We start from the raw sequence: 18,226 nt of genomic DNA on the forward strand, positions 1-18,226 counted from the left end.
CTCTCGTTTAATCGTTGTTGGCAAAACCCAGCAAGTGCAGCAGGCTGGTGAACAGATTGAACACCGATACGAACAGGCTGAGAGTCGCCATTACGTAGTTCGTTTCGCCGCCGCGCACGATCTGGTTGGTTTCATACAGGATCATGCCCGACATCAGCAGCACGAAGACTGCCGATACCGTCAGCGACAGCGCCGGAATCTGCAGGAAGATCGCCGCCAGGCCGGCCAGGAAGGCAACCAGCACACCCACCGTCAGGAAACCGCCCATGAACGACAGGTCGCGCTTGCTGACTAGCGCATAGGCAGACAGGCCGAGGAAGATCGCCGCAGTGCCGCCCATCGCCATCATCACCGTCTGCGTGCCGTTAGGCATGTTCAGGTAATGGCTGATCACCGGGCCGAGCGTGTAGCCCATGAAACCGGTCAAGGCAAACACCAGCGCCACGCCGAGGCCGCGGTCACGGTACTTGTTGACCAGGAACAGCAGGCCGAAGTAGCCGACCAGGGTGATCAGGATGCCGGGGTGCGGCAGCCGCAGGGCGGCGGATACGCCGGCGGTGATGGCGGAAAAACCCAGCGTCAGCGCCAGCAGCATGTAGGTATTGCGCAGCACCCGGTGCGCCGACACGTCCATGACGGTCGCGGCGCCGCCGAACGGGCGGTTGCGCAGGGTTTGATAACGGTCATTCATGAAACGTCCTTTCTGGTTTGACGGAACAGTTGAAGTGCAAGGCAACTCGTATGGCGGGCGGACCCGCTTCGTCGATCCGGTTACATGGTTGACTCCTATCTATCCACGACCGCCATGTTAACGCACTTGCACTATCCGTAAAAGCGAAGATAATTGGATGATAGCTTCGAAAAATCGGAATAATGAAAAACGCCGCGCTCAATTACCGTCATCTCTATTATTTCTGGGTCGTCGCCAAGGAAGGCAGCGTGACGCGCGCCGCCGAGCGGCTGGACGTCGCGGTGCAGACCATCAGCGCACAGCTGGCGTTGCTGGAGCAATCCGTCGGCAAGGCGCTGCTGGCCCCGCAGGGGCGCCGGCTGGTGCTGACCGAAGCCGGCCGGGTCGCGCTGTCCTATGCCGACCAGATATTCCTTCTCGGCGAGCAATTGCAGGATGTGCTGGCCGAACCCGACGTCGGCCAAACCATGCGCCTGACCGTCGGCCTGTCCGATTCCCTGCCGAAACTGACCGCGTCGCGCCTGCTGGGCGCGGCGCTGACGCTGCCGCAGAAGGTCAAGCTGGTGTGCCATGAAGACGATTTCGAATCCCTGCTCGGCGAATTGTCGGTGCACAAGCTCGACGTGGTGCTGACCGACCGCGCGGTGCCTTCGGGCACCACGCTGCGTGTGTTCAGCCACCTGCTCGGCGAGAGCGAACTCATGCTGTACGGCGTGCCCGAGCTTGCCGAGCGCTACCGCCGCAATTTTCCGGCCAGCCTGAAGGGCGCGCCGCTCTTGCTGCCCACACGCAACCATGCGATCCGTGGCCGCCTCGATCACTGGTTCGAGACGCATGAACTGCGGCCGGACGTGGTCGGCGAGTTCGATGACAGCGCCCTGCTCAACACCTTCGGCCGCATCGGCCTTGGCATGTTCCCCGCGCCGTCCGTGCTGGCAAACGACGTGCAGGAACAGTTCGGCGCGGTGCCGGTCGGCGAGATTGCGGAGGTGCGCGAGCAGGTATATGCGATTTCGAACGAACGCAAAATCAAGCATCCGGCGGTCGAAGCGATCCTGACCGCGAGCCACGACAGCGTGTTCGCGCACTGAGCCCGGATTGAGGAAGTTCAACCCGCGGCACGATAGCCCTTGCCGCCCGCCGCGGCCCTCCTATGGTGAAAGGCATCGCCCTTCGCCGGAGCCGCAGTGAGCACAGCAACACGCAGCGTTTGCCGCTGGATCTTTTTTCTCGTGGTCATCCTGTGCCTGCCTGCTGTCCACGCGCAGGAATCCACCCTCACGCTGCCCGCGCCCGGCACGCCCGCCAAAGGCGACACCGGTTCGGTCCGCTTCATCGGCACCGCCACCGTGCTGATCCGCTTCGCCGGCTTCACCATCCTGACCGACCCCAACTTCCTGCACAAGGGCGAGCATGTGCATCTCGGCTACGGGCTCAAGGCACAGCGGCTGACCGATCCCGCGATTTCCTTCGACAAGCTGCCGCCGATCGACCTGGTGGTGCTGTCGCACATGCACGGCGACCACTTCGACCAGCTGGTGCAGGAAAAAATGGACCGCAATATTCCGATCGTGACGACGCCGGAAGCCGCCGGCGTGCTGGCGGAGTTGAAATTCAAGGCGCGCCACCCGCTGAATACCTGGGACACGCTCACCGTGCGCAAGGGGGACGCGACCCTGCGCATCAGCGCGATGCCGGCGCGCCACGGGCCGCCGGGAGGCGAGGTTGCGCTGCCGGAGACGATGGGCTCCATCCTCGAATTCTCCGCCGCCGGCGGCGCCAGCTACCGCATCTACATCAGCGGCGACACGCTGCTGTACGACGACCTGGCCGACATCCCTCGCCGCTTCCCCGATATCGACCTTGCGCTGCTGCACCTGGGCGGCACCCGCATTCTCGGCGTGATGAAGGTGACGATGGACGGCAAGGATGGCGTGAAACTGATGCAGCTGGTCGCGCCGCACCATGCGATTCCCATCCACTACAACGATTACGACGTGTTCAAGTCGCCGCTTTCGGAATTCGAGCAGGAAGTCAAGGCGGCGGGGCTGCAAGGCAAGGTGACCTACCTCAAGCACGGCGATACCTACACCTTCCGTCCCGCCAAAGGCAAGTAGGGCATGCGGATAAAGATGCAGGGTGCGCTTTGCGCACTATCGCGGCGCCAGCAGCGACGGCGGTGCGCGGAGCCGCACCCTGCTCCTCTCATCAAGCTTGACCGGACTGCTTGCGCAGCCGGAATTGCTATGCGCCCGCCGCGAGCGTGGCGGCCAGCGCGAGCATCACCGCGCCGATGATGCTGTCGAGCACGCGCCATGCCGACGGCCGCGCAAACCAGGGCGACAGCAGGCGCGCGCCGAAGCCGAGCAGCAGGAACCACGCCACGCCGGCAGTGACCGCGCCCAGCGCGAACCACCATTTTCCTTCCGCCCCCTGCTGCCCGCCGACCGCGCCGAGCAGCACCACGGTATCGAGATACACATGCGGATTGAGCAGGGTGACGGCCAGCACCGTCGTCACCGCTTCGCGCGCGGTCAGCACGGTTGTCTGCGGCGACGCCTGCAGCGCATGCCGGCCGAACGCCGAACGCCATGCGCGCAGGCCGTACCAGGCGAGGAAGGCGGCGCCGCCCCAGCGCGCCATTGCCATCAGCGCCGGACTGTTCTCGACTGTCGTTCCCACCCCCGCCACGCCGGCCGAGATCAGCAGCGCCTCGCACAGGATGCAGACCGCGACGGTCAGGCCGACGTGCTGGCGGCGCAGGCCCATGCGCAGCACATGCGCGTTCTGCGATCCGATCGCGACGATCAGGCCGGCGCCAAGGCCGAGGCCCTTCAGGTAGAACGTCAGCGGCATTTTCCACTCCCAGGTTGAACATGCGGCCATTGTCGCGCAGCGCGCGATGCGGATAAACAGAATTCAATATAATTCGTTCAAGCTAAAAAATTCTTAATCTCGAAAAAACGATGCATATGGACCCCTGGCAATGCGAGGCGGTACGCGCCGTCATCGAAAGCGGCAGCTTCGAGCAGGCGGCTGCGCTGCTGCATGTGACGCCGTCGGCGGTGTCGCAGCGCGTGCGTGCGCTCGAGATCGCGCTCGGCACGCCGCTGGTGATGCGCTCGCGGCCCTGCCGGGCCACGCCGGCCGGCCGGCGCCTGCTGCAGCACCTGCGGCGCGTGCAGTCGCTGGAAGACGACCTGCAGTCGGAATTTTCGGGCAGGGAGGCGGCGCCGGTCAGCATCGCGATCGCGGTCAACAACGATTCCCTGGCAAGCTGGTTCCTGCCGGCGCTCGCGCCGTTCGCGATGCGCGAAAACGTGCTGCTCGACCTGATGCTGGATGACCAGGACCATACCTACACGTTGCTGGAGGCCGGGCGCGCGCTGGGCTGCGTATCGACCGAGGCGCAACCGATGCGCGGCTGCAGCGCCGAGCCGCTCGGCGCGATGCGCTACCGCTGCATGGCCTCTCCTGATTTCCGCGCGCGCTGGTTCGGCAGGGGGATGACGCGCGCGGCGCTGGCGCAGGCGCCGGTCATCGTGTTCGACCGCAAGGACCGGCTGCAGGCCGAGTTCCTGCTCCGGCACCACGGCTTGCCCGAAGATGCCTGGCCGCGCCATTACATACCCGCCTCCGAGCCGTACATGCAGGCGATCGTGCTCGGCCTCGGCTGGGGCATGTTGCCGGAACTGCAGATGCGCGCGCTGCAGGCGACCGGCGCGCTGGTCGACATCGCGCCTGCCAGGCCGACCGATGTCGCGTTGTACTGGCATGGCTGGAAGGTGCAGTCGCCGCGCATGGAACGCCTGTCGCGCACGCTGGTGGAACAGGCGCGCACGCTGCTGAAGGGGGGGCGTTGATTCGGCCGCGCGGCCGCACCGGCGCGAAGCGGGTACACTTGCTTGTCCCCGCATGCCGCACGCCCCGCCGATGACACGCAAGGAACCCTGGAAGATCGTCTACCTGCTCGCCTTCACGCAGATCGTATCGTGGGGTTCGCTGTACTATGCGTTCGCGATCGTCGCGCATCACATCGAGGAAGAGCTCGGCTGGCGCACCGAGATCGTGTTCGGCGCCTTTTCGTGGAGCCTGCTGATCGCCGGGCTGGCATCGACGCCGGCCGGGATGCTGATCGACCGCATCGGCGGCCGCAAGGTGATGGCCGGCGGCTCCGTGCTGGCCGGCCTCGGCATGATCGGCATCGGCAGCGCGCATTCGGTCGCACTGTACTTCCTCGCCTGGAGCGCGGTCGGCGCAGGCATGGCGATGGTGCTCTACGAAGCGGCGTTCGCGACCATCAACCGTGAATTCCTGGCCGATGCGCGCAAGGGGATTTCGGTGCTCACGCTGTTCGGCGGACTCGCCAGCACCGTGTTCTGGCCACTCACGCTCAAGCTCGACAGCCTGCTCGGCTGGCGCGACACCTTCCTTCTCTACGGCGCCATCCATCTCCTGCTGTGTGCACCGGTGCATGCGATGCTGCGCTCCGGCGGACGCCGCCCGCCGGTCGACCGCGGGCCGCACGCGGCGCGCAACTACACCCTGCATGAGGCATTGCGCGACCCGGTGTTCTGGCGACTGGCGGTCGCGTTTTCCGCCAACCTGTTCATCTTTTCGGTGCTGTCGGTGCACCTGATTCCGATGCTGCAGCGCTTCGGCCATTCGGCCGGCGTCGCGGTGCTGGTGGCGTCGCTGGTCGGGCCGATGCAGGTGGCCGGCCGCATCGGCGAACTCGCCTTCGCCCGCCATGTCCGCCCGCAAACCGTCGGCAAGCTTACCTTTGCGATCCTGCCGGCGGCGCTGCTGGCGCTGCTGCTTCTCGGCGAACGCGAAGTCGCGGTCGCCGCCTTCTGCATGCTGTACGGCGTGTCCAACGGCGTGCTGACCATCGTGCGCGGCACCGTGCCGCAGACACTGTTCGGCCGCGAGAACTACGGCGCGATTTCCGGTGCGTTGGCAGGGCCGTCGCTGGTGGCGAAGGCGGCCGGCCCGCTCGCCGCCGCCGCGATCGTGCAGGCCAACCCGGCGCCGGCCTGGCTGCTTGGCATCCTGCTGGCGATCTCGCTGGTGTCCCTGCTGTGCTTCCTGTCGGCAGTCGGCGTCCGGCGCAGCCTGCATTTCTGATGCTTTGTTCCTTCATGAAACTTGCGCCGCCGCCGGCGGTCCCAATTTTCATCGCGGCCCGTTTCCCGCTGCGCGGAGAGGTGTCCCATGTCTCCCGGTTTCATCTTTGCCACCGGCATTGAAAACAGCATTCCCACCATCCACGGCGGCAGGGTGCGCATGGATGAAATGGAGAAATGCGGGCATTACCGTCACTGGCGCGCCGATTTCGACCGGGTGCAGGAACTCGGCATCAACTTTCTGCGCTACGGGCCGCCGCTGCACCGCTGCCTGCTCGGTGCCGGCCGCTATGACTGGTCGTTCGCGGACGAGACCTTCGAAGACCTGCGGCACAGGGATATCGCGCCGATCGTCGATCTATGCCATTTCGGCGTGCCGGACTGGCTGGGCAATTTCCAGAACCCGGACTTCCCGCAGATCTTCGCCTGCTATGCGCAGGCATTTGCGGAGCGCTTCCCGTGGGTGCAGCTGTATACGCCGGTCAACGAAATGTTCATCTGCGCGCAGTTTTCCGCGCGCTTCGGCTGGTGGAATGAGCAGCTGCGCAGCGACCGCGCCTTCGTCACCGCGCTCAAGCACCTGGTGAAGGCGAACGTGCTGGCGATGCGCGCGATCCTGCAAGTGCGGCCGGACGCGCTGTTCATCCAGAGCGAATCCTCCGAGTACTTCCATGCCGAAAGTCCGCGTGCGATCCGTCCGGCGGAGCTGGAGAACGCGCGCCGCTTCCTGTCGCTCGACCTCAACTACGGCCGGCGGGTCGATTCGGAGATGTACGAATACCTGATGGACAACGGCATGACGCGAGAGGAGTATCACTTCTTCCTGCACAACAACCTGAAGCACCACTGCATCATGGGCAACGACTACTACGTGACCAATGAGCATCTGGTGCGCGAAGACGGCGGCATGAGCGCATCCGGTGAAATCTTCGGCTATGCGGTGATCACCCGCCAGTACCACGACCGCTACCTGCTGCCGGTGATGCATACCGAAACCAACCTGTGCCAGGGGCCGAACGGCAGCGAGGCAGTGTGCTGGCTGCGCAAGCAGTGGGCGAATGTGCTGCGCGTGCGCAACGACGGCATGCCGATCGTCGGCTTCACCTGGTATTCGCTGACCGACCAGGTCGACTGGGACACCGGCTTGCGCGAGAACAACGGCAACGTGAACGCGCTCGGCCTGTACGATCTCGACCGTAATATCCGTCCGGTGGGGGAGACTTACCGCAAGCTGATCCGCGAGTGGCGGCAGGTGCTGCCGACCCAGAGCGTGTGCCTGCAGGTGCCGGTGGTGATGCCGAGCGAGGCCGACAAGGACTGGGCGCGGCGGCAGCGCGTGCAGGCTTACCGCACCCGGCATGCGGATGCGGAAGCGCCGGTCATCGCGGAATAGGCGTGCTCGCCGCTCTATAATCGGCGCTTTCAGCAATGGAGGCGCGGCATGGATCAGCAATTCGAGGATGGCTTGCGGATGCGCAAGCAGGTGATGGGCGAGGAATTCGTCGAGAAGGCATTCGCGAACGCGGACGAGTTCACGATGCCCTTGCAGGAATTCGTCACGCGCAATGCGTGGGGCACGGTCTGGCAGCGTGGCGTGCTGGACTTGAAGACGCGCAGCCTGGTCACGGTATCGATGCTGACCGCGCTTGGCCGCGCGCAGGAGCTGAAGGGACACCTGCGCGGCGCGCTGAACAACGGCGCCACGCCGGAAGAGATTCGCGAAGTACTGCTGCATGCGGCGGTCTACTGCGGCGCGCCGCTGGCAATCGACGCCTTCCGCACTGCGCAGGAAGTGATGAAGGAAGCCGGCAAATAGCTGGCATGAAGGCTGCATGCAGCCTTCCCACAACAAGCGCCGCCGGCCGGTTCGCGCAATGGCCGGCGCCGACGGCACCGCCGCGGACCAGGGAGATCCTGCGTGTTCCTTATTCCAGGAGCCCAGCATGGCATCCTTTCGCCTTCCGGCCTGGCAGGCCGTCCTGTTCTCGGTGTGCGTCCTTGCCGCCTGCGGCGGCAGCGACGACGACGCTCCCTATGCGTTCTCCGCGGCGCTCGGCGGCACCCAGCAATTGCCGGCCGCCTCCACCGGCCTTTCCGGCTCCGGAGTGGTCACCGTCGAGCCGGACGGCAGCGCGCTGACCGCCAGCGTGATCCTCAACGCTCCGGTGGCCGGCACTGTGCACCTGCATGAGGCGCCGTCCGGCGCCGTCGGCCCGGCCGTCTTCACGCTGGAAAAGGTGCCGGGCGCCAATGCGTGGACGACGCGCGCAGCGCTGAGCGAGGCGCAGTTTGCTGCACTGCGGGCAGGTAATTATTACTTCGATGTGCACACCGCCGGCTTCCCCAATGGCGAGATCCGCGGGCAGGTGATATGGGTGATGCCGGCGGTGGAGCAGATCGTACTGCTGCAGCAGGTGCGCGGCCTGTCGCCCGCGGTCGAATTGCAGTTGCAGCAGTTGCAAGAGATCGAAGACTACGAGGAAGGCCATTTCACCGGCGTGGGGCTCGGTCTTACCCTCGGCTTTTGACCGGAGCGGCAAGTCTCGCCGCACTCTTAATATTTCGGAGCGTCAATATTTTGCATAAAGCTTGATTCATATCAAGTTCGATAAGGGGTGGGCAGACTATAAATATTTCCTCACGGAAACTATAAAAAGGGCGTAAGCCTGTGCGGACGATCGGAATGCCAGCCATCGTGCGAGGAGACAAGCCATGCGAAAAAACCTGCCCGTCAGGAATGAAGAGTATCTTTTGCGCGATGGCCTTGCCATCGTGTCGAAGACCGATCTCAAGGGAAAGATCACTTACGTCAACCCCTATTTCATCGAAGTCAGCGGCTTCACCGAGGAGGAACTGCTCGGTGCGCCGCACAACCTGGTGCGTCACCCCGACATGCCTCCGGAGGCGTTCGGCGACCTGTGGGACACGCTCAAGGCCGGCAAGCCCTGGACCGGGCTGGTGAAGAACCGCCGCAAGAACGGCGAGTATTACTGGGTCGTGGCCAACGTGACGCCGGTGCGCGAGGGCGAGCGCGCGGTCGGCTACATGTCGGTACGCACCAAGCCGTCGCGCGAGCAGGTGGCGGCGGCCGAAGCGCTCTATGCGGCGATGCGCGCCGGCCAGGCCAGGCATCTTGCGATCCGCGGCGGCGACGTGGTGCGCACCGGCTGGATCGGCCGTATTGCCGCGCTGCGCCGCATGCCGTTCGCGCGAGCGCTGGCGCTGAAGATGGCGATCCTGTGCCTGCTGATGCTGGGCATGGGTACGGCCGGCGTAATGGCAGCGCCATCCGCGCCGTTCGCATGGCTGCTCGGCGGCCTCGCCGGTACCGCCTTCCTGGTCGCCCTGGCGACATGGTATTCGCTGCACACGGCGGTCGCCACACCGGTGCGCGACGCCACCAGGGTCGCGCGCGCAATCGCCGGCGGCGACCTGTGCGACAGCTTCGACACATCGCAGCGCGGCGACATCGGACAGTTGCTGCGCGCGCTGCAGCAGATGAAGGTCAACCTGCAGGCAATCATCGGCGACGTGCGCGCCAACGTCGAAAGCATCACCGTGGGCACGGACGAGATCGCGGCCGGCAACCTCGGGCTGTCCTCGCGCACCGAAGAACAGGCGGCCAGCCTCGAAGAGACCGCTTCAAGCATGGAGGAGCTCGCGGCGGCGGTGAAGAAGAACGCCGACAATGCGTCGGCTGCGCACCGTCTCGGCGTCAATGCGTCGGAGGTGGCGGCACGCGGAGGCGATGTCGTGCGGCAGGTGGTGACGACCATGGATGACATCAGCGCGGCATCGAAGAAAGTGGTCGATATCGTCGGTCTGATCAACGGGATCGCCTTCCAGACCAACCTGTTGGCCCTGAACGCGGCAGTGGAAGCGGCGCGCGCCGGCGAACAGGGACGCGGCTTCGCCGTGGTCGCCGCCGAGGTGCGCAACCTTGCGCAGCGCTGCACCGCCGCCGCCGGTGACATCAAGCAGTTGATCGACGCGGCGACGCAGAAGGTCGATGCCGGCACGCAGCTGGTGCACCAGGCGGGGACGACGATGGACGACGTGGTGGCATCGGTGAGCCGGGTCAGCAGCCTGATGGGCGACATTTCGATGGCATCGCGGGAGCAGGATGCCGGCATCGAACAGATCAACGAAGCGGTCGCGCAGATGGATGAGGCGACGCAGCAGAACGCGGCGCTGGTCGAGCAGGCGGCGGCCGCGGCGGAGTCGCTGGCGGAGCAGGCGCACCGCATGTCGCAGACGATCGCGATGTTCCGGCTCGGCGCGGGCGACACCGGCGCGGCCCCGCCGCGGCGAAGCGCTCGCGTTGCCGCGCAGCCGGCGGCGCGGCCGGCAGAAAGGCGCCTGCGGCTGGTCGGCTAGGCGGGAAGAAAACCTGGAACCTACCGCGCCGCCAGGTCGCGCACCACTTTTTCGACGCCGGCGACCACCCGCGCCAGGCGTTCATAGTCGACCTTGTCCGGCGTGTCATGCTTGCTGTGGTAATGCGGATAGCGGTAGGGCGCGGTATCGGTGATCATGAGCGCCGGGAACCCGTGTTGCCGGTAGGCCCAATGGTCGGACCAGTCGATCCCGGGAATGCTGGCCGGCGCGGCCAGGCCTTCGGACGGGAATTTCGCATGGCGGCGGAAGGACGCGATCGCCTGCTGCACCAGGTCGCGCGAGCCGGTGTCGCCGACGAAGCCGATGAAATTTCCGGTGTCCGGATACAGCCGGTTCAAGGGCGCCGGATAGTGCTGGCTGTTCTTCTCGTCGGAATAATAGCCGATGGTCTCCAGCGACAGCATCCCGATCACGTTTTCGCCATGCCGGTACAGGTCGCGCGCATGCAGGAAGCTGCCCATCTGCGGTGACTTGAAGTAGGGCTGCTCTTCATTGACGAAGAGCACCAGCCGGATTTCGCTGCCGGGCGGCAGCGCCTCCTGCCGCAGCGCGCGCGCCAGCTCGATCACCGCCGCGCTGCCGCTGGCGTTGTCGTTCGCGCCCGGCGTGCCCCGCGCGGAATCGTAATGCGCACCGACCACCAGCACGCCCGGCTTGCCGTTCTCCGCGCCGGGCCCGCGCACGCTCACTTCCAAGTTGCGCACGCGGTTGCCGTCGGCGCTGAACATTTGCTGTTTCACCGTGTAGCCGAGGCTGGCGAGCGTGGTTTCGATATAACGCGCCGCATCCTCCAGCGCGCCGGGATGCGCAGTATTGTGTTCGCGCGCGGCAATCTGCTCGACATGCGCGCGCAGACGCTGCGCCAGTCCGTTTTCTTCCTCGCTCAAGGCCGGCAGCGGGCCGCGCCAGGATTCGCCGGGCATCGTGGTGACCAGACCCAGCAGGCCGCCGCCGGCCAGCGCCGCCGCACCCAGGAGCGGCGCCATCACCATGCCGCGCATGCGCGAAAGGCCGCTGAATACGCGCCGCACTATCCTTGCACCCATGCGCTGCATCCGGCCGGAAGAATTGTGCCGCTCACGAGCATCGCGCCGTGCGCGTACAGGCGCCCGGGCCGGGCATCCGGGCCGAGCGCCAGCACCCAAACCTCGCCGCGCACGCTGTTCCACACCACGCGGCCATCAACATCATGCAGGCCGGCAAGCAGTTGCGCCGGCGTGGCGCCCGGACGCAGCAGCACCGTGACCATGTTGGGGTCGCCGCGGCCGCCAAGTGCCGTGGTCAGGGCCGCGAGAACCACGCCGGCGGCAAGCATTGGCGCATGGGTGGAGCGAGCCTTGCTGCGCCGTTCGAATCCGTGCGGCGACGACGGCGGCCGCCGCATCAGCAGGCCGGCCGCGACGAACAGCACGCCGAACACGCCGAACCATAACAAGTCCCATAGCAGCGGATTGGGCACGTCCATCCGGATGCGGTGCAGTCCGAGCACCCAGTGCGACAGCACCGCGTCGACGATATGCCAGGCGCCGAAGCCGATCAGCGCGGCCGCCACCAGCAGGCGGTCGGAAGCACGGTCGACCAGCGCGAAGCGCGCCTTGAGCAGTTTCCACAGGCCGGCAGCGGCGATCACATACATCGCCGCGTGGAACAGGCCGTCGGCGAGGAGCTGGACGCGCAGGTCATCGAATGGAGGGCGCCCGATCCCGCTCAACAGGTGGTGCCATTGCATCACCTGGTGCAGCAGGATGCCGTCGAAAAAGCCGCCGAGGGAAAAACCGAGCAGAAAGCCGGCCCCGCTCAGGCCCTTGGGCAAGGGCCTCAGGAAGGTAACGCGATTGTCCATCTTGATGCCTGTGAAGATTAGGGCCGCGGATACAGTTGGTAGATGGCGCCGGCGTAGTCATCCGAAATCAGCAGGTTGCCGCGGGCGTCGGCAATCACATCCACCGGCCGCCCCCACACCCGGCGCGCGGCAGCGTCGGAAACGAAGCCGGTGACCAGGTCGATCTCGGCACCGGCATTGCCGCTGTCGTCGAAGGGAAAGTACACCACTTTATAGCCGGCGGCGAGTTGCGAGCAATTCCAGCAGCCATGCAGGGCCACTGCCGCGCCCTTGCGGTAGGCGGCCGGCACCGGATTCGCATGCAGGAAGCTGAAGCCGAGCGGCGCCGAATGCGCGCGTATGCCTTTGGAGGCGCGGTCGACGCCGGCGCAGTTCAGCGCCTGGCCGTCGCGGTTCAATTCGAAATCCGCCAGCACATCGAGCTGCGCCATCGCCGCATTCGGCACCGGGTTGCAGAATGGCCAGCCGTAGTTGCCGCCGTCGCGCACCGCGGTAAACGGTTCCGGCGGATTCTCGTCGACCCAGGCCGGCACGATCTCGCCGAGGTCGCTGTTGCGATCGCCGTCGACATCGATGTCGAGCGGCACCCGCACTTCGTCGCGGTTGTTGACCGCCACCCACAGGATGCCGGTGCCGGGGAAGAAATCCAGTCCTTCCGCATTGCGCAATCCGCGCGCGTACAGGCGGCGGTCGCGGCCTTCGGCGCTGTATTCATAGATCGCGCCGCGCACCGGATCGCTCTGCGTGTCTTCAGCGCAGGCATTGCAGGCGGATGCGACCGAGACGTACAGCTTGTGATCAGGGGACAGCGCGATGTTCTTCAGCTGGTGGCCGTAGCGGCCCTGCAGCTCTGGCGTCGAGTCGTCCGGCAAGCCGTCCACCACCGTCTGGACTTCGCCGCGCGAGGTCTCGTCGCCGCGATACACGCTGCGCGTGACGCGATTGGATTCTGCCACGTACAGGTAAGTGGTCTCCCCGATGCGGTGGAACACCATGTCATGCGGGTTACGCATGCCGGTCGCATAGTCGAAGGATTGCGGTTCGCCGCCGCCCGCGCGTTCGCGCAGCAGCACGATCTTGCCGGCGCCGGGCACCGACACCAGCACGTCGCCGTTGGGCGCCAGCGCCATGAAGCGCGCACCCGCCACGCGTGCCCAGAGGCGGATGCCGAAGCCGGGCGGCACCGTCAGGTTCCGCTGCACATCGAAAGGCGGGGCGGCAAGACCGTCCGGCACTTCCAGCCCGCGCACCACCGCGGCGGCCGTTGCCTGTACCGCAGGCGGGGGCGCCGGCGCAGCTCCCTGTGCGTTTGCGGCCGCAGCCGGCGCATCGCCGGCTGCGCTCACACTACCTCCACCTCCGCCGCCGCCGCAGGAGATCAATCCTGCCAGCATGAATACCATTAGTATTCGCAGCGCGGCTGCGCTCCACCCTGCTTTCGTCGAAAAAGTCATTCCGTACGCGCTTCCCCAAAGTCAATGCACACGCAGGAATGTGATGCGTGAATGGCAATTTGGTTCAACCTTGCACTTGCGCAGTTCCGGCGCGATCAAACTTGCGGTTACATCAAGACCGGTGTGCAACTTTCGTAACGGTATGTTCCACTCGACTACAACCAGTATTCGAAGAGTCGCACCGCCCATTCTCGCAGGCGCTCGCGCAGCCCGCGCCGGCTCCAGGCCTCCGCGGTCACGGCCACCGATTCCTGCAGGTCGCGCTGGAACAGCGCTTCCATGCGCTCGGCGAAGTCGACGCCGAGCACCACCGCATTCACCTCGTCGTTATGCAGGAAGCTGCGCATGTCGAGGTTGGTCGAGCCGATGGTCGACCATACGCCGTCGATCACCGCCGTCTTGGCATGCAGCATTGCGGATTTGCGTTCGTACACCTTGATGCCGGCGGCCAGCAATTCATCATAGTAGGAGCGCCCTGCATAAAGGAGCAGGCCGACGTCGGTGAAACTGGGGAAGATGATGCGCACGTCCACGCCGCGGCGCGCGGCGTCGATCATCGCCTCCACCACCTGGCGATCCGGCACGAAATAGGCGGTGGTCAGGTGAATATATCTGTCGGCATGGGCAAAGGCGGAAATATAGGTTTTGTAGACGGAGAAGTCTTGCCGCTCCGGGGTGCTGCCGATGGCCCGCACCAGCGAACGGCCTTCCTGCCTGAGGGGCGGGAAATAGTTTGCGTCGGGCAGCGCGGCGCCGGACTTGCGCTGCCAGGTGTCGAGGAACAGGCGCTGGAATTCGGCGACAGCCGGCCCTTCGATCTGCATGTGGGTATCCCGCCACGCGGCTTCCTTCGCATCCCTGGGCGGCTCCTGCTGCCGGCGTTTTCCCTGCAGGAAGGAGCTCTTGCCGTAGACCTTGCTGATGTTGACGCCGCCGGTGAACGCGATGCGTCCGTCGACCACCAGGATCTTGCGATGGTCGCGGTGGTTGATCGCCCAGTCGCCCTGCGCGCGGGCCGGATTGATCGGGTTGAATTCGAGCAGGTTGATGCCGGCGGCGCGCAGGCGCTCGAAGAATTCGCTCGGCGCGTCGAGCGTGCCGACGCTGTCGTAGATGAGGTTCACCGCGACGCCGGCGGCCTTTTTCTGGATCAGGAGATCGGCCAGCGCCAGGCCGACTTCGTCCGCCTCGAAGATATAGGTTTCGAGATTCACATGGTCGCGCGCGCCGCGGATTGCCGCCATCATCGCGCGCATCGTCGCCGGCCCGTCATCGAGCAGCATGACCTTGTTACCAGCGATCAGCGGACGCCCGCTGATCTGTTCTTCGGCGGCGATATGCCTGGCGAGGATGTCGGTGGGCCCGACGCGCGCCGCGAGCCCGTCGAGCAGCGCCTGCTTTTTACCGTCGGGCATCTCGCCGCGTACGGTGATGATGGTCGGCTCCTGCTGCGGCACGAACTGGCGCTCGCGCAGGTAGTGCACATCGGGAAGACTGGCGCAGGCGGCCAGCAGCAGGCCCGCCAGTACGACGGCGATAAAGCGGAAGGGAAGCAGGTTGCGGAACCACGCAAGTGGAAGACTCATCGCGGCACTCGTTCTTGTTGATTGTTTGAAGGTTTATGGCAATTGGAACCGTTTTGCCGTTCGATAATTCCGTGCGCAGAAAGAAATGGCCGCAGAGAATGCACAACATTTGCGGTTACACTAATTCTGATGGACATCGTTGGCGTCGACTTCACTTCCGCACCGCGCCGCGCCAAACCGATCACGGTCGCGCATGGCGTGCTCGACGGCGCGCTGCTGCGTATTGAACGTATCGACGCGCATCCCGGGTGGGAGAGCTATGAAGCCTGGCTTGCGCAGCCGGGCGCCTGGATCGGCGGATTCGATTTTCCTTTCGGGCTGTCGCGCGAACTCGTCGAACACCTGGGCTGGCCGCTCGAATGGGCGGCACTGGTGCGACATTGCGCGGCCTTGCCGCGTGCGCGCCTGCGCGACACCTTCAAGGCATTCTGCAATGCCCGTCCCGTCGGCAACAAGTTCGCGCACCGCGCCACCGACCGTCCAGCGGGATCGAGCCCGTCGATGAAATGGGTGAACCCGCCGGTTGCGTACATGTTCCACGAAGGCACGCAACGCTTGCTGAACGCCGGCGTGACGGTGCACGGCCTGCACGCCGGCGATCCGCGGCGCATCGCGCTCGAAGCGTACCCCGGGCTCGTTGCGCGCATGGTGACCAGGGCTTCCTACAAGAGCGACGAGCGTGCACGGCAGACGGCGGAGCGGCGCGCGGCGCGCACGGCGATCGTCGCCGCGCTGGAACAGGGCACGCATCCGCTTGGGGTCACGCTGCGGATGAAGAAGGCATTGCGCCTGCGCCTGCTCGATGACGGCAGTGCCGACTTGCTGGACGCGGTGCTGTGCGCAGTGGCGGGCGCATGGGCAGCGCAACGGCCGAATTTCGGCTTGCCCGGTGTGATCGATCAGGTGGAGGGATGGACTGCGGGAGCGGCCCATGACGGATTGACTGGTTGATCATTGATTGCCTGATCTTCCGCCGCCCCCGCGTTGCCGGCGCTGCCGGCCGGGATTGCAATCCCGTATTTCCGTGAAAAGAAAATGCATCAAGGCCGGCGCCTGCCGGCCAAAGGGTCAGACATTGGGGCCGATGCGCATCCTGTTGTTTTGCACGCGCGTGATCGCGTAGCCCTTGTCATTGATCTGCGACAGCGCATCCGCTGCGGAAAAGCCGTGCACCGGCTCATTGTTTTCGTCGAGGTCGATACTGTTCTCCGCAGTTTCCCAGTCGATATTGGTCGCTTCCGAAGGAATCGGCCTTCCTTCCGGCACGGCGAGATAAGAAAACATGCCTTCCCGTTCCGGGCGCTTGTACACGTCAACTTTCATGATCCCATCCTTATAAAAAAAGGGTGTCTGCTATTGACCTTGTGGCATCGAAAAAGGTTGCGCCCGGCGCGTGTCCCCCCTGCTCCCCTCCCTTCATTTGTAACAGTGCAAGCAGAAACAGTAAAAACGCTTGCAGCGTCACCAATTTTCTGGAAAAAAACTTTCCGAGTTGCATAAACGCGTATTGAATCGCGGAAATCCGATCTTTAGAATGGGCAACGTTGTGCTGCGTCAAGCTTGATGCAGTGCAATGCGGCGGTTCGCACGGCGGGCCGATGTGTTTGCAATTCGACGTGTATCGGAAGTATGAAGGATTTATGTATCCAGAAGCGTGACGCGAAGAAAAGCTGGACCATCTCGGCGGTCATCGGTGTCTTCGCATTCGCAACGAGCTTGTTCGCAAGTTCCTCCCCGGCTGAAGCCGTCGTGCTCGACGCCGTCCTCAATGAACAAGTCGTGATGATTCCGGCAAGCTTCGACTCCCGGTCGATCGAGCTGGAAACGACGATTTTCAAGCCGCCCGGCGAAGGCCCGTTTCCGGTGGTCGTGATGAACCACGGCAAGGCTCTCGGCAATCCGCGCAACCAGAACCGCGACCGTTTCATCGTGCTCAGCCGCGAATTCGTCAAGCGCGGCTATGCCGTCATCATCCCGATGCGCAAGGGCTTTTCCAAGTCCAGCGGCGAATACGTCGACCGCGGCTGCGACATGACCGCGCACGGCCAGTCCCAGGCGGATGACCTGCAGGCCGCGCTGGAATACCTGCGCGGCCAGCCCTGGGCCGACGCCGGGCGCGTCGTCGTCGCCGGCCAGTCCTATGGCGGTCTTACCGCGCTTGCCTTCGGCACCCGCCAGTATCCCGGCGTGAAGGGGCTGATCAATTTCGCGGGCGGACTGAAGATGCACGGCGGCGACTGCCGCTGGCAGCAATCGCTGGTGCAGGCGTTTGCCAGCTACGGCGCGAAGAGCACGCTGCCCAGCCTCTGGTTCTATGGCGAGAACGACAACCATTTCGGCCCCGATCTCGCCGCGCGCCTGCACAACGCCTACATCCAGGCTGGCGGCAATGCGCGCCTGGTCGCCTACGGCCCGTTCAAGAAGGATGCGCACGGCATGAGCGCCAGCCGCGACGGCGTGAAGATCTGGTGGCCGGAAACCGAGAAGTTCCTGAAGGAGCTCGGCATGCCGACCGACACCGTGCTCGCGCTCGACACCGATGTGAAGGTACCGCAAATCGAGTACGCGGCAATCGACAATGTCGACGCGATTCCGTACCTGAAGGGCAGCGCGCGCGAGCAATACCGCGTCTTCCTCGGGAAGTCGTATCCACGCGCGTTCGCGGTATCGCCGACCGGCGCCTGGAGCTGGGCGGAAGACGGTGACGATCCGGTCGAGCAGGCGCTGCAGGATTGCCAGAAAAACAGCAATCAGCCGTGCCGCCTGTATGCGGTCGACAACCACGTGGTGTGGACCGACGAGTCGCTGCCGACGCGCATCGCATCGCCGGCCAGCCCGCAGACTTCTGCACTGACCGGTCCGTAACCGTTCCCCCAGAGCCGGGATGGACAAGCAACCCAGGCCCAAGCTGCTGACGGCGCTGGCGAAATACTATGCCGGGCAGCTCAACGGCGTCGCGCTGTCCGCACTCAGCGCCTGGATGATCGTGACCGGCTTGAAGGGCATGGCCGGCTTCGAGCTCAGCCAGCAGAGCGCGCTCGCAGACCTGCTCGGCATCGCGCTCGTGATCGGCGCCGCTCGCTGGATCAAGGCGAAGTACAGCATCAAGTAAAGCGGGCTACAATCAG

Annotated in this window: 18 protein-coding genes; 11 read left to right on the plus strand and 7 right to left on the minus strand. The window is 65.0% G+C overall.

The features are described 5' to 3' along the window. Positions 1 to 7: 7 nt before the first annotated feature. A complete protein-coding gene (locus VEC01_RS13265) occupies positions 8 to 691 on the minus strand; it encodes a Bax inhibitor-1/YccA family protein (RefSeq protein WP_324901365.1) in 684 nt (227 codons plus the stop codon). Positions 692 to 873: 182 nt separating this feature from the next. On the opposite strand from VEC01_RS13265, the gene nhaR reads away from it, so the two are divergent. Together nhaR and VEC01_RS13275 are read left to right on the plus strand one after the other, a co-directional pair. Then, positions 874 to 1,782, plus strand: a complete 909-nt coding sequence (nhaR, locus tag VEC01_RS13270) for a transcriptional activator NhaR (protein WP_324901366.1) — start codon at positions 874 to 876, stop codon at positions 1,780 to 1,782. Between the two features lie 96 nt (positions 1,783 to 1,878). Then, positions 1,879 to 2,808 carry an MBL fold metallo-hydrolase gene (locus VEC01_RS13275; RefSeq protein ID WP_324901367.1) on the plus strand — a complete coding sequence of 310 codons (930 nt, stop codon included), beginning with the start codon at positions 1,879 to 1,881 and terminating at the stop codon, positions 2,806 to 2,808. A gap of 127 nt (positions 2,809 to 2,935) precedes the next feature. On the opposite strand, the gene VEC01_RS13280 is transcribed toward VEC01_RS13275, so the two are convergent. Next, positions 2,936 to 3,547 carry a LysE/ArgO family amino acid transporter gene (locus VEC01_RS13280; protein ID WP_324901368.1) on the minus strand — a complete coding sequence of 204 codons (612 nt, stop codon included), beginning with the start codon at positions 3,545 to 3,547 and terminating at the stop codon, positions 2,936 to 2,938. Positions 3,548 to 3,657: 110 nt separating this feature from the next. Between VEC01_RS13280 and VEC01_RS13285 the strand changes: the two genes are divergently transcribed. From VEC01_RS13285 to VEC01_RS13310, 6 genes are all read left to right on the plus strand, one after another. Then, positions 3,658 to 4,554 carry a LysR family transcriptional regulator ArgP gene (locus VEC01_RS13285; protein WP_324901369.1) on the plus strand — a complete coding sequence of 299 codons (897 nt, stop codon included), beginning with the start codon at positions 3,658 to 3,660 and terminating at the stop codon, positions 4,552 to 4,554. A 70-nt stretch (positions 4,555 to 4,624) separates the two neighbouring features. After that, positions 4,625 to 5,818, plus strand: a complete 1,194-nt coding sequence (locus tag VEC01_RS13290; RefSeq protein WP_324901370.1) for an MFS transporter — start codon at positions 4,625 to 4,627, stop codon at positions 5,816 to 5,818. Positions 5,819 to 5,905: 87 nt separating this feature from the next. Next, positions 5,906 to 7,210, plus strand: coding sequence for a family 1 glycosylhydrolase (locus VEC01_RS13295; RefSeq protein WP_324901371.1), 1,305 nt, complete (start codon positions 5,906 to 5,908; stop codon positions 7,208 to 7,210). Positions 7,211 to 7,258: 48 nt separating this feature from the next. Next, positions 7,259 to 7,633: a carboxymuconolactone decarboxylase family protein gene (locus tag VEC01_RS13300; protein WP_324901372.1), complete on the plus strand. Its 375-nt coding sequence runs from the start codon at positions 7,259 to 7,261 to the stop codon at positions 7,631 to 7,633. A gap of 127 nt (positions 7,634 to 7,760) precedes the next feature. Further along, positions 7,761 to 8,345 (plus strand): CHRD domain-containing protein, encoded by a 585-nt coding sequence (locus VEC01_RS13305; protein WP_324901373.1) that lies wholly within the window; start codon positions 7,761 to 7,763, stop codon positions 8,343 to 8,345. A gap of 184 nt (positions 8,346 to 8,529) precedes the next feature. Next, positions 8,530 to 10,194, plus strand: a complete 1,665-nt coding sequence (locus VEC01_RS13310; protein WP_324901374.1) for a methyl-accepting chemotaxis protein — start codon at positions 8,530 to 8,532, stop codon at positions 10,192 to 10,194. 20 nt (positions 10,195 to 10,214) lie between these two features. On the opposite strand, the gene VEC01_RS13315 is transcribed toward VEC01_RS13310, so the two are convergent. The 4 genes from VEC01_RS13315 to VEC01_RS13330 all read right to left on the minus strand — a co-directional run bounded on the left by VEC01_RS13315 (position 10,215) and on the right by VEC01_RS13330 (position 15,098). Further along, positions 10,215 to 11,261 carry a M28 family peptidase gene (locus tag VEC01_RS13315; protein ID WP_324901375.1) on the minus strand — a complete coding sequence of 349 codons (1,047 nt, stop codon included), beginning with the start codon at positions 11,259 to 11,261 and terminating at the stop codon, positions 10,215 to 10,217. Beyond that, positions 11,246 to 12,058 carry a DUF2243 domain-containing protein gene (locus VEC01_RS13320; protein WP_324901376.1) on the minus strand — a complete coding sequence of 271 codons (813 nt, stop codon included), beginning with the start codon at positions 12,056 to 12,058 and terminating at the stop codon, positions 11,246 to 11,248. The genes VEC01_RS13315 and VEC01_RS13320 overlap by 16 nt, the downstream gene beginning before the upstream one ends. 17 nt (positions 12,059 to 12,075) lie before the next feature. Then, entirely contained in the window at positions 12,076 to 13,404 is a 1,329-nt protein-coding gene (locus VEC01_RS13325; protein WP_324901377.1) for a sugar dehydrogenase, read from the minus strand. Positions 13,405 to 13,667: 263 nt separating this feature from the next. Then, positions 13,668 to 15,098, minus strand: a complete 1,431-nt coding sequence (locus VEC01_RS13330) for a phospholipase D-like domain-containing protein (RefSeq protein ID WP_324901378.1) — start codon at positions 15,096 to 15,098, stop codon at positions 13,668 to 13,670. A gap of 129 nt (positions 15,099 to 15,227) precedes the next feature. Here VEC01_RS13330 and VEC01_RS13335 point away from each other — a divergent pair, with 129 nt between their 5' ends. Then, positions 15,228 to 16,049, plus strand: coding sequence for a DUF429 domain-containing protein (locus tag VEC01_RS13335; protein WP_324901379.1), 822 nt, complete (start codon positions 15,228 to 15,230; stop codon positions 16,047 to 16,049). A 117-nt stretch (positions 16,050 to 16,166) separates the two neighbouring features. Here the strand turns inward: VEC01_RS13335 and VEC01_RS13340 are convergent, their stop codons facing one another. Further along, complete coding sequence (locus VEC01_RS13340; protein WP_324901380.1) at positions 16,167 to 16,421, minus strand: DUF6139 family protein; 255 nt, start codon at positions 16,419 to 16,421, stop codon at positions 16,167 to 16,169. A 306-nt stretch (positions 16,422 to 16,727) separates the two neighbouring features. Between VEC01_RS13340 and VEC01_RS13345 the strand changes: the two genes are divergently transcribed. Together VEC01_RS13345 and VEC01_RS13350 are read left to right on the plus strand one after the other, a co-directional pair. Beyond that, entirely contained in the window at positions 16,728 to 17,963 is a 1,236-nt protein-coding gene (locus VEC01_RS13345) for a dienelactone hydrolase family protein (RefSeq protein WP_324901381.1), read from the plus strand. 19 nt (positions 17,964 to 17,982) lie between these two features. Next, the gene (locus tag VEC01_RS13350) at positions 17,983 to 18,210 is read left to right on the plus strand and encodes a hypothetical protein (RefSeq protein ID WP_324901382.1); all 228 of its coding nucleotides are present in this window, start codon (positions 17,983 to 17,985) and stop codon (positions 18,208 to 18,210) included. The last annotated feature ends 16 nt before the right edge of the window (positions 18,211 to 18,226 follow it).

It is taken from the genome of Noviherbaspirillum sp., assembly GCF_035627455.1.
Classification (GTDB): Bacteria; Pseudomonadota; Gammaproteobacteria; order Burkholderiales; family Burkholderiaceae_D; genus Noviherbaspirillum.

What these genes read in the sequence shown, in the direction of transcription:
- VEC01_RS13345 (WP_324901381.1), top strand. Translation starts at nt 16,728, where the DNA reads ATGAAGGATTTATGTATCCAGAAGCGTGACGCGAAGAAAAGCTGGACC.
- VEC01_RS13285 (WP_324901369.1), top strand. Translation starts at nt 3,658, where the DNA reads ATGCATATGGACCCCTGGCAATGCGAGGCGGTACGCGCCGTCATCGAA.
- VEC01_RS13300 (WP_324901372.1), top strand. Translation starts at nt 7,259, where the DNA reads ATGGATCAGCAATTCGAGGATGGCTTGCGGATGCGCAAGCAGGTGATG.
- VEC01_RS13290 (WP_324901370.1), top strand. Translation starts at nt 4,625, where the DNA reads ATGACACGCAAGGAACCCTGGAAGATCGTCTACCTGCTCGCCTTCACG.
- nhaR (WP_324901366.1), top strand. Translation starts at nt 874, where the DNA reads ATGAAAAACGCCGCGCTCAATTACCGTCATCTCTATTATTTCTGGGTC.
- VEC01_RS13320 (WP_324901376.1), bottom strand. Translation starts at nt 12,058, where the DNA reads ATGGACAATCGCGTTACCTTCCTGAGGCCCTTGCCCAAGGGCCTGAGC.
- VEC01_RS13315 (WP_324901375.1), bottom strand. Translation starts at nt 11,261, where the DNA reads ATGGGTGCAAGGATAGTGCGGCGCGTATTCAGCGGCCTTTCGCGCATG.
- VEC01_RS13330 (WP_324901378.1), bottom strand. Translation starts at nt 15,098, where the DNA reads ATGAGTCTTCCACTTGCGTGGTTCCGCAACCTGCTTCCCTTCCGCTTT.
- VEC01_RS13295 (WP_324901371.1), top strand. Translation starts at nt 5,906, where the DNA reads ATGTCTCCCGGTTTCATCTTTGCCACCGGCATTGAAAACAGCATTCCC.
- VEC01_RS13340 (WP_324901380.1), bottom strand. Translation starts at nt 16,421, where the DNA reads ATGAAAGTTGACGTGTACAAGCGCCCGGAACGGGAAGGCATGTTTTCT.
- VEC01_RS13280 (WP_324901368.1), bottom strand. Translation starts at nt 3,547, where the DNA reads ATGCCGCTGACGTTCTACCTGAAGGGCCTCGGCCTTGGCGCCGGCCTG.
- VEC01_RS13335 (WP_324901379.1), top strand. Translation starts at nt 15,228, where the DNA reads ATGGACATCGTTGGCGTCGACTTCACTTCCGCACCGCGCCGCGCCAAA.
- VEC01_RS13305 (WP_324901373.1), top strand. Translation starts at nt 7,761, where the DNA reads ATGGCATCCTTTCGCCTTCCGGCCTGGCAGGCCGTCCTGTTCTCGGTG.
- VEC01_RS13350 (WP_324901382.1), top strand. Translation starts at nt 17,983, where the DNA reads ATGGACAAGCAACCCAGGCCCAAGCTGCTGACGGCGCTGGCGAAATAC.
- VEC01_RS13265 (WP_324901365.1), bottom strand. Translation starts at nt 691, where the DNA reads ATGAATGACCGTTATCAAACCCTGCGCAACCGCCCGTTCGGCGGCGCC.
- VEC01_RS13310 (WP_324901374.1), top strand. Translation starts at nt 8,530, where the DNA reads ATGCGAAAAAACCTGCCCGTCAGGAATGAAGAGTATCTTTTGCGCGAT.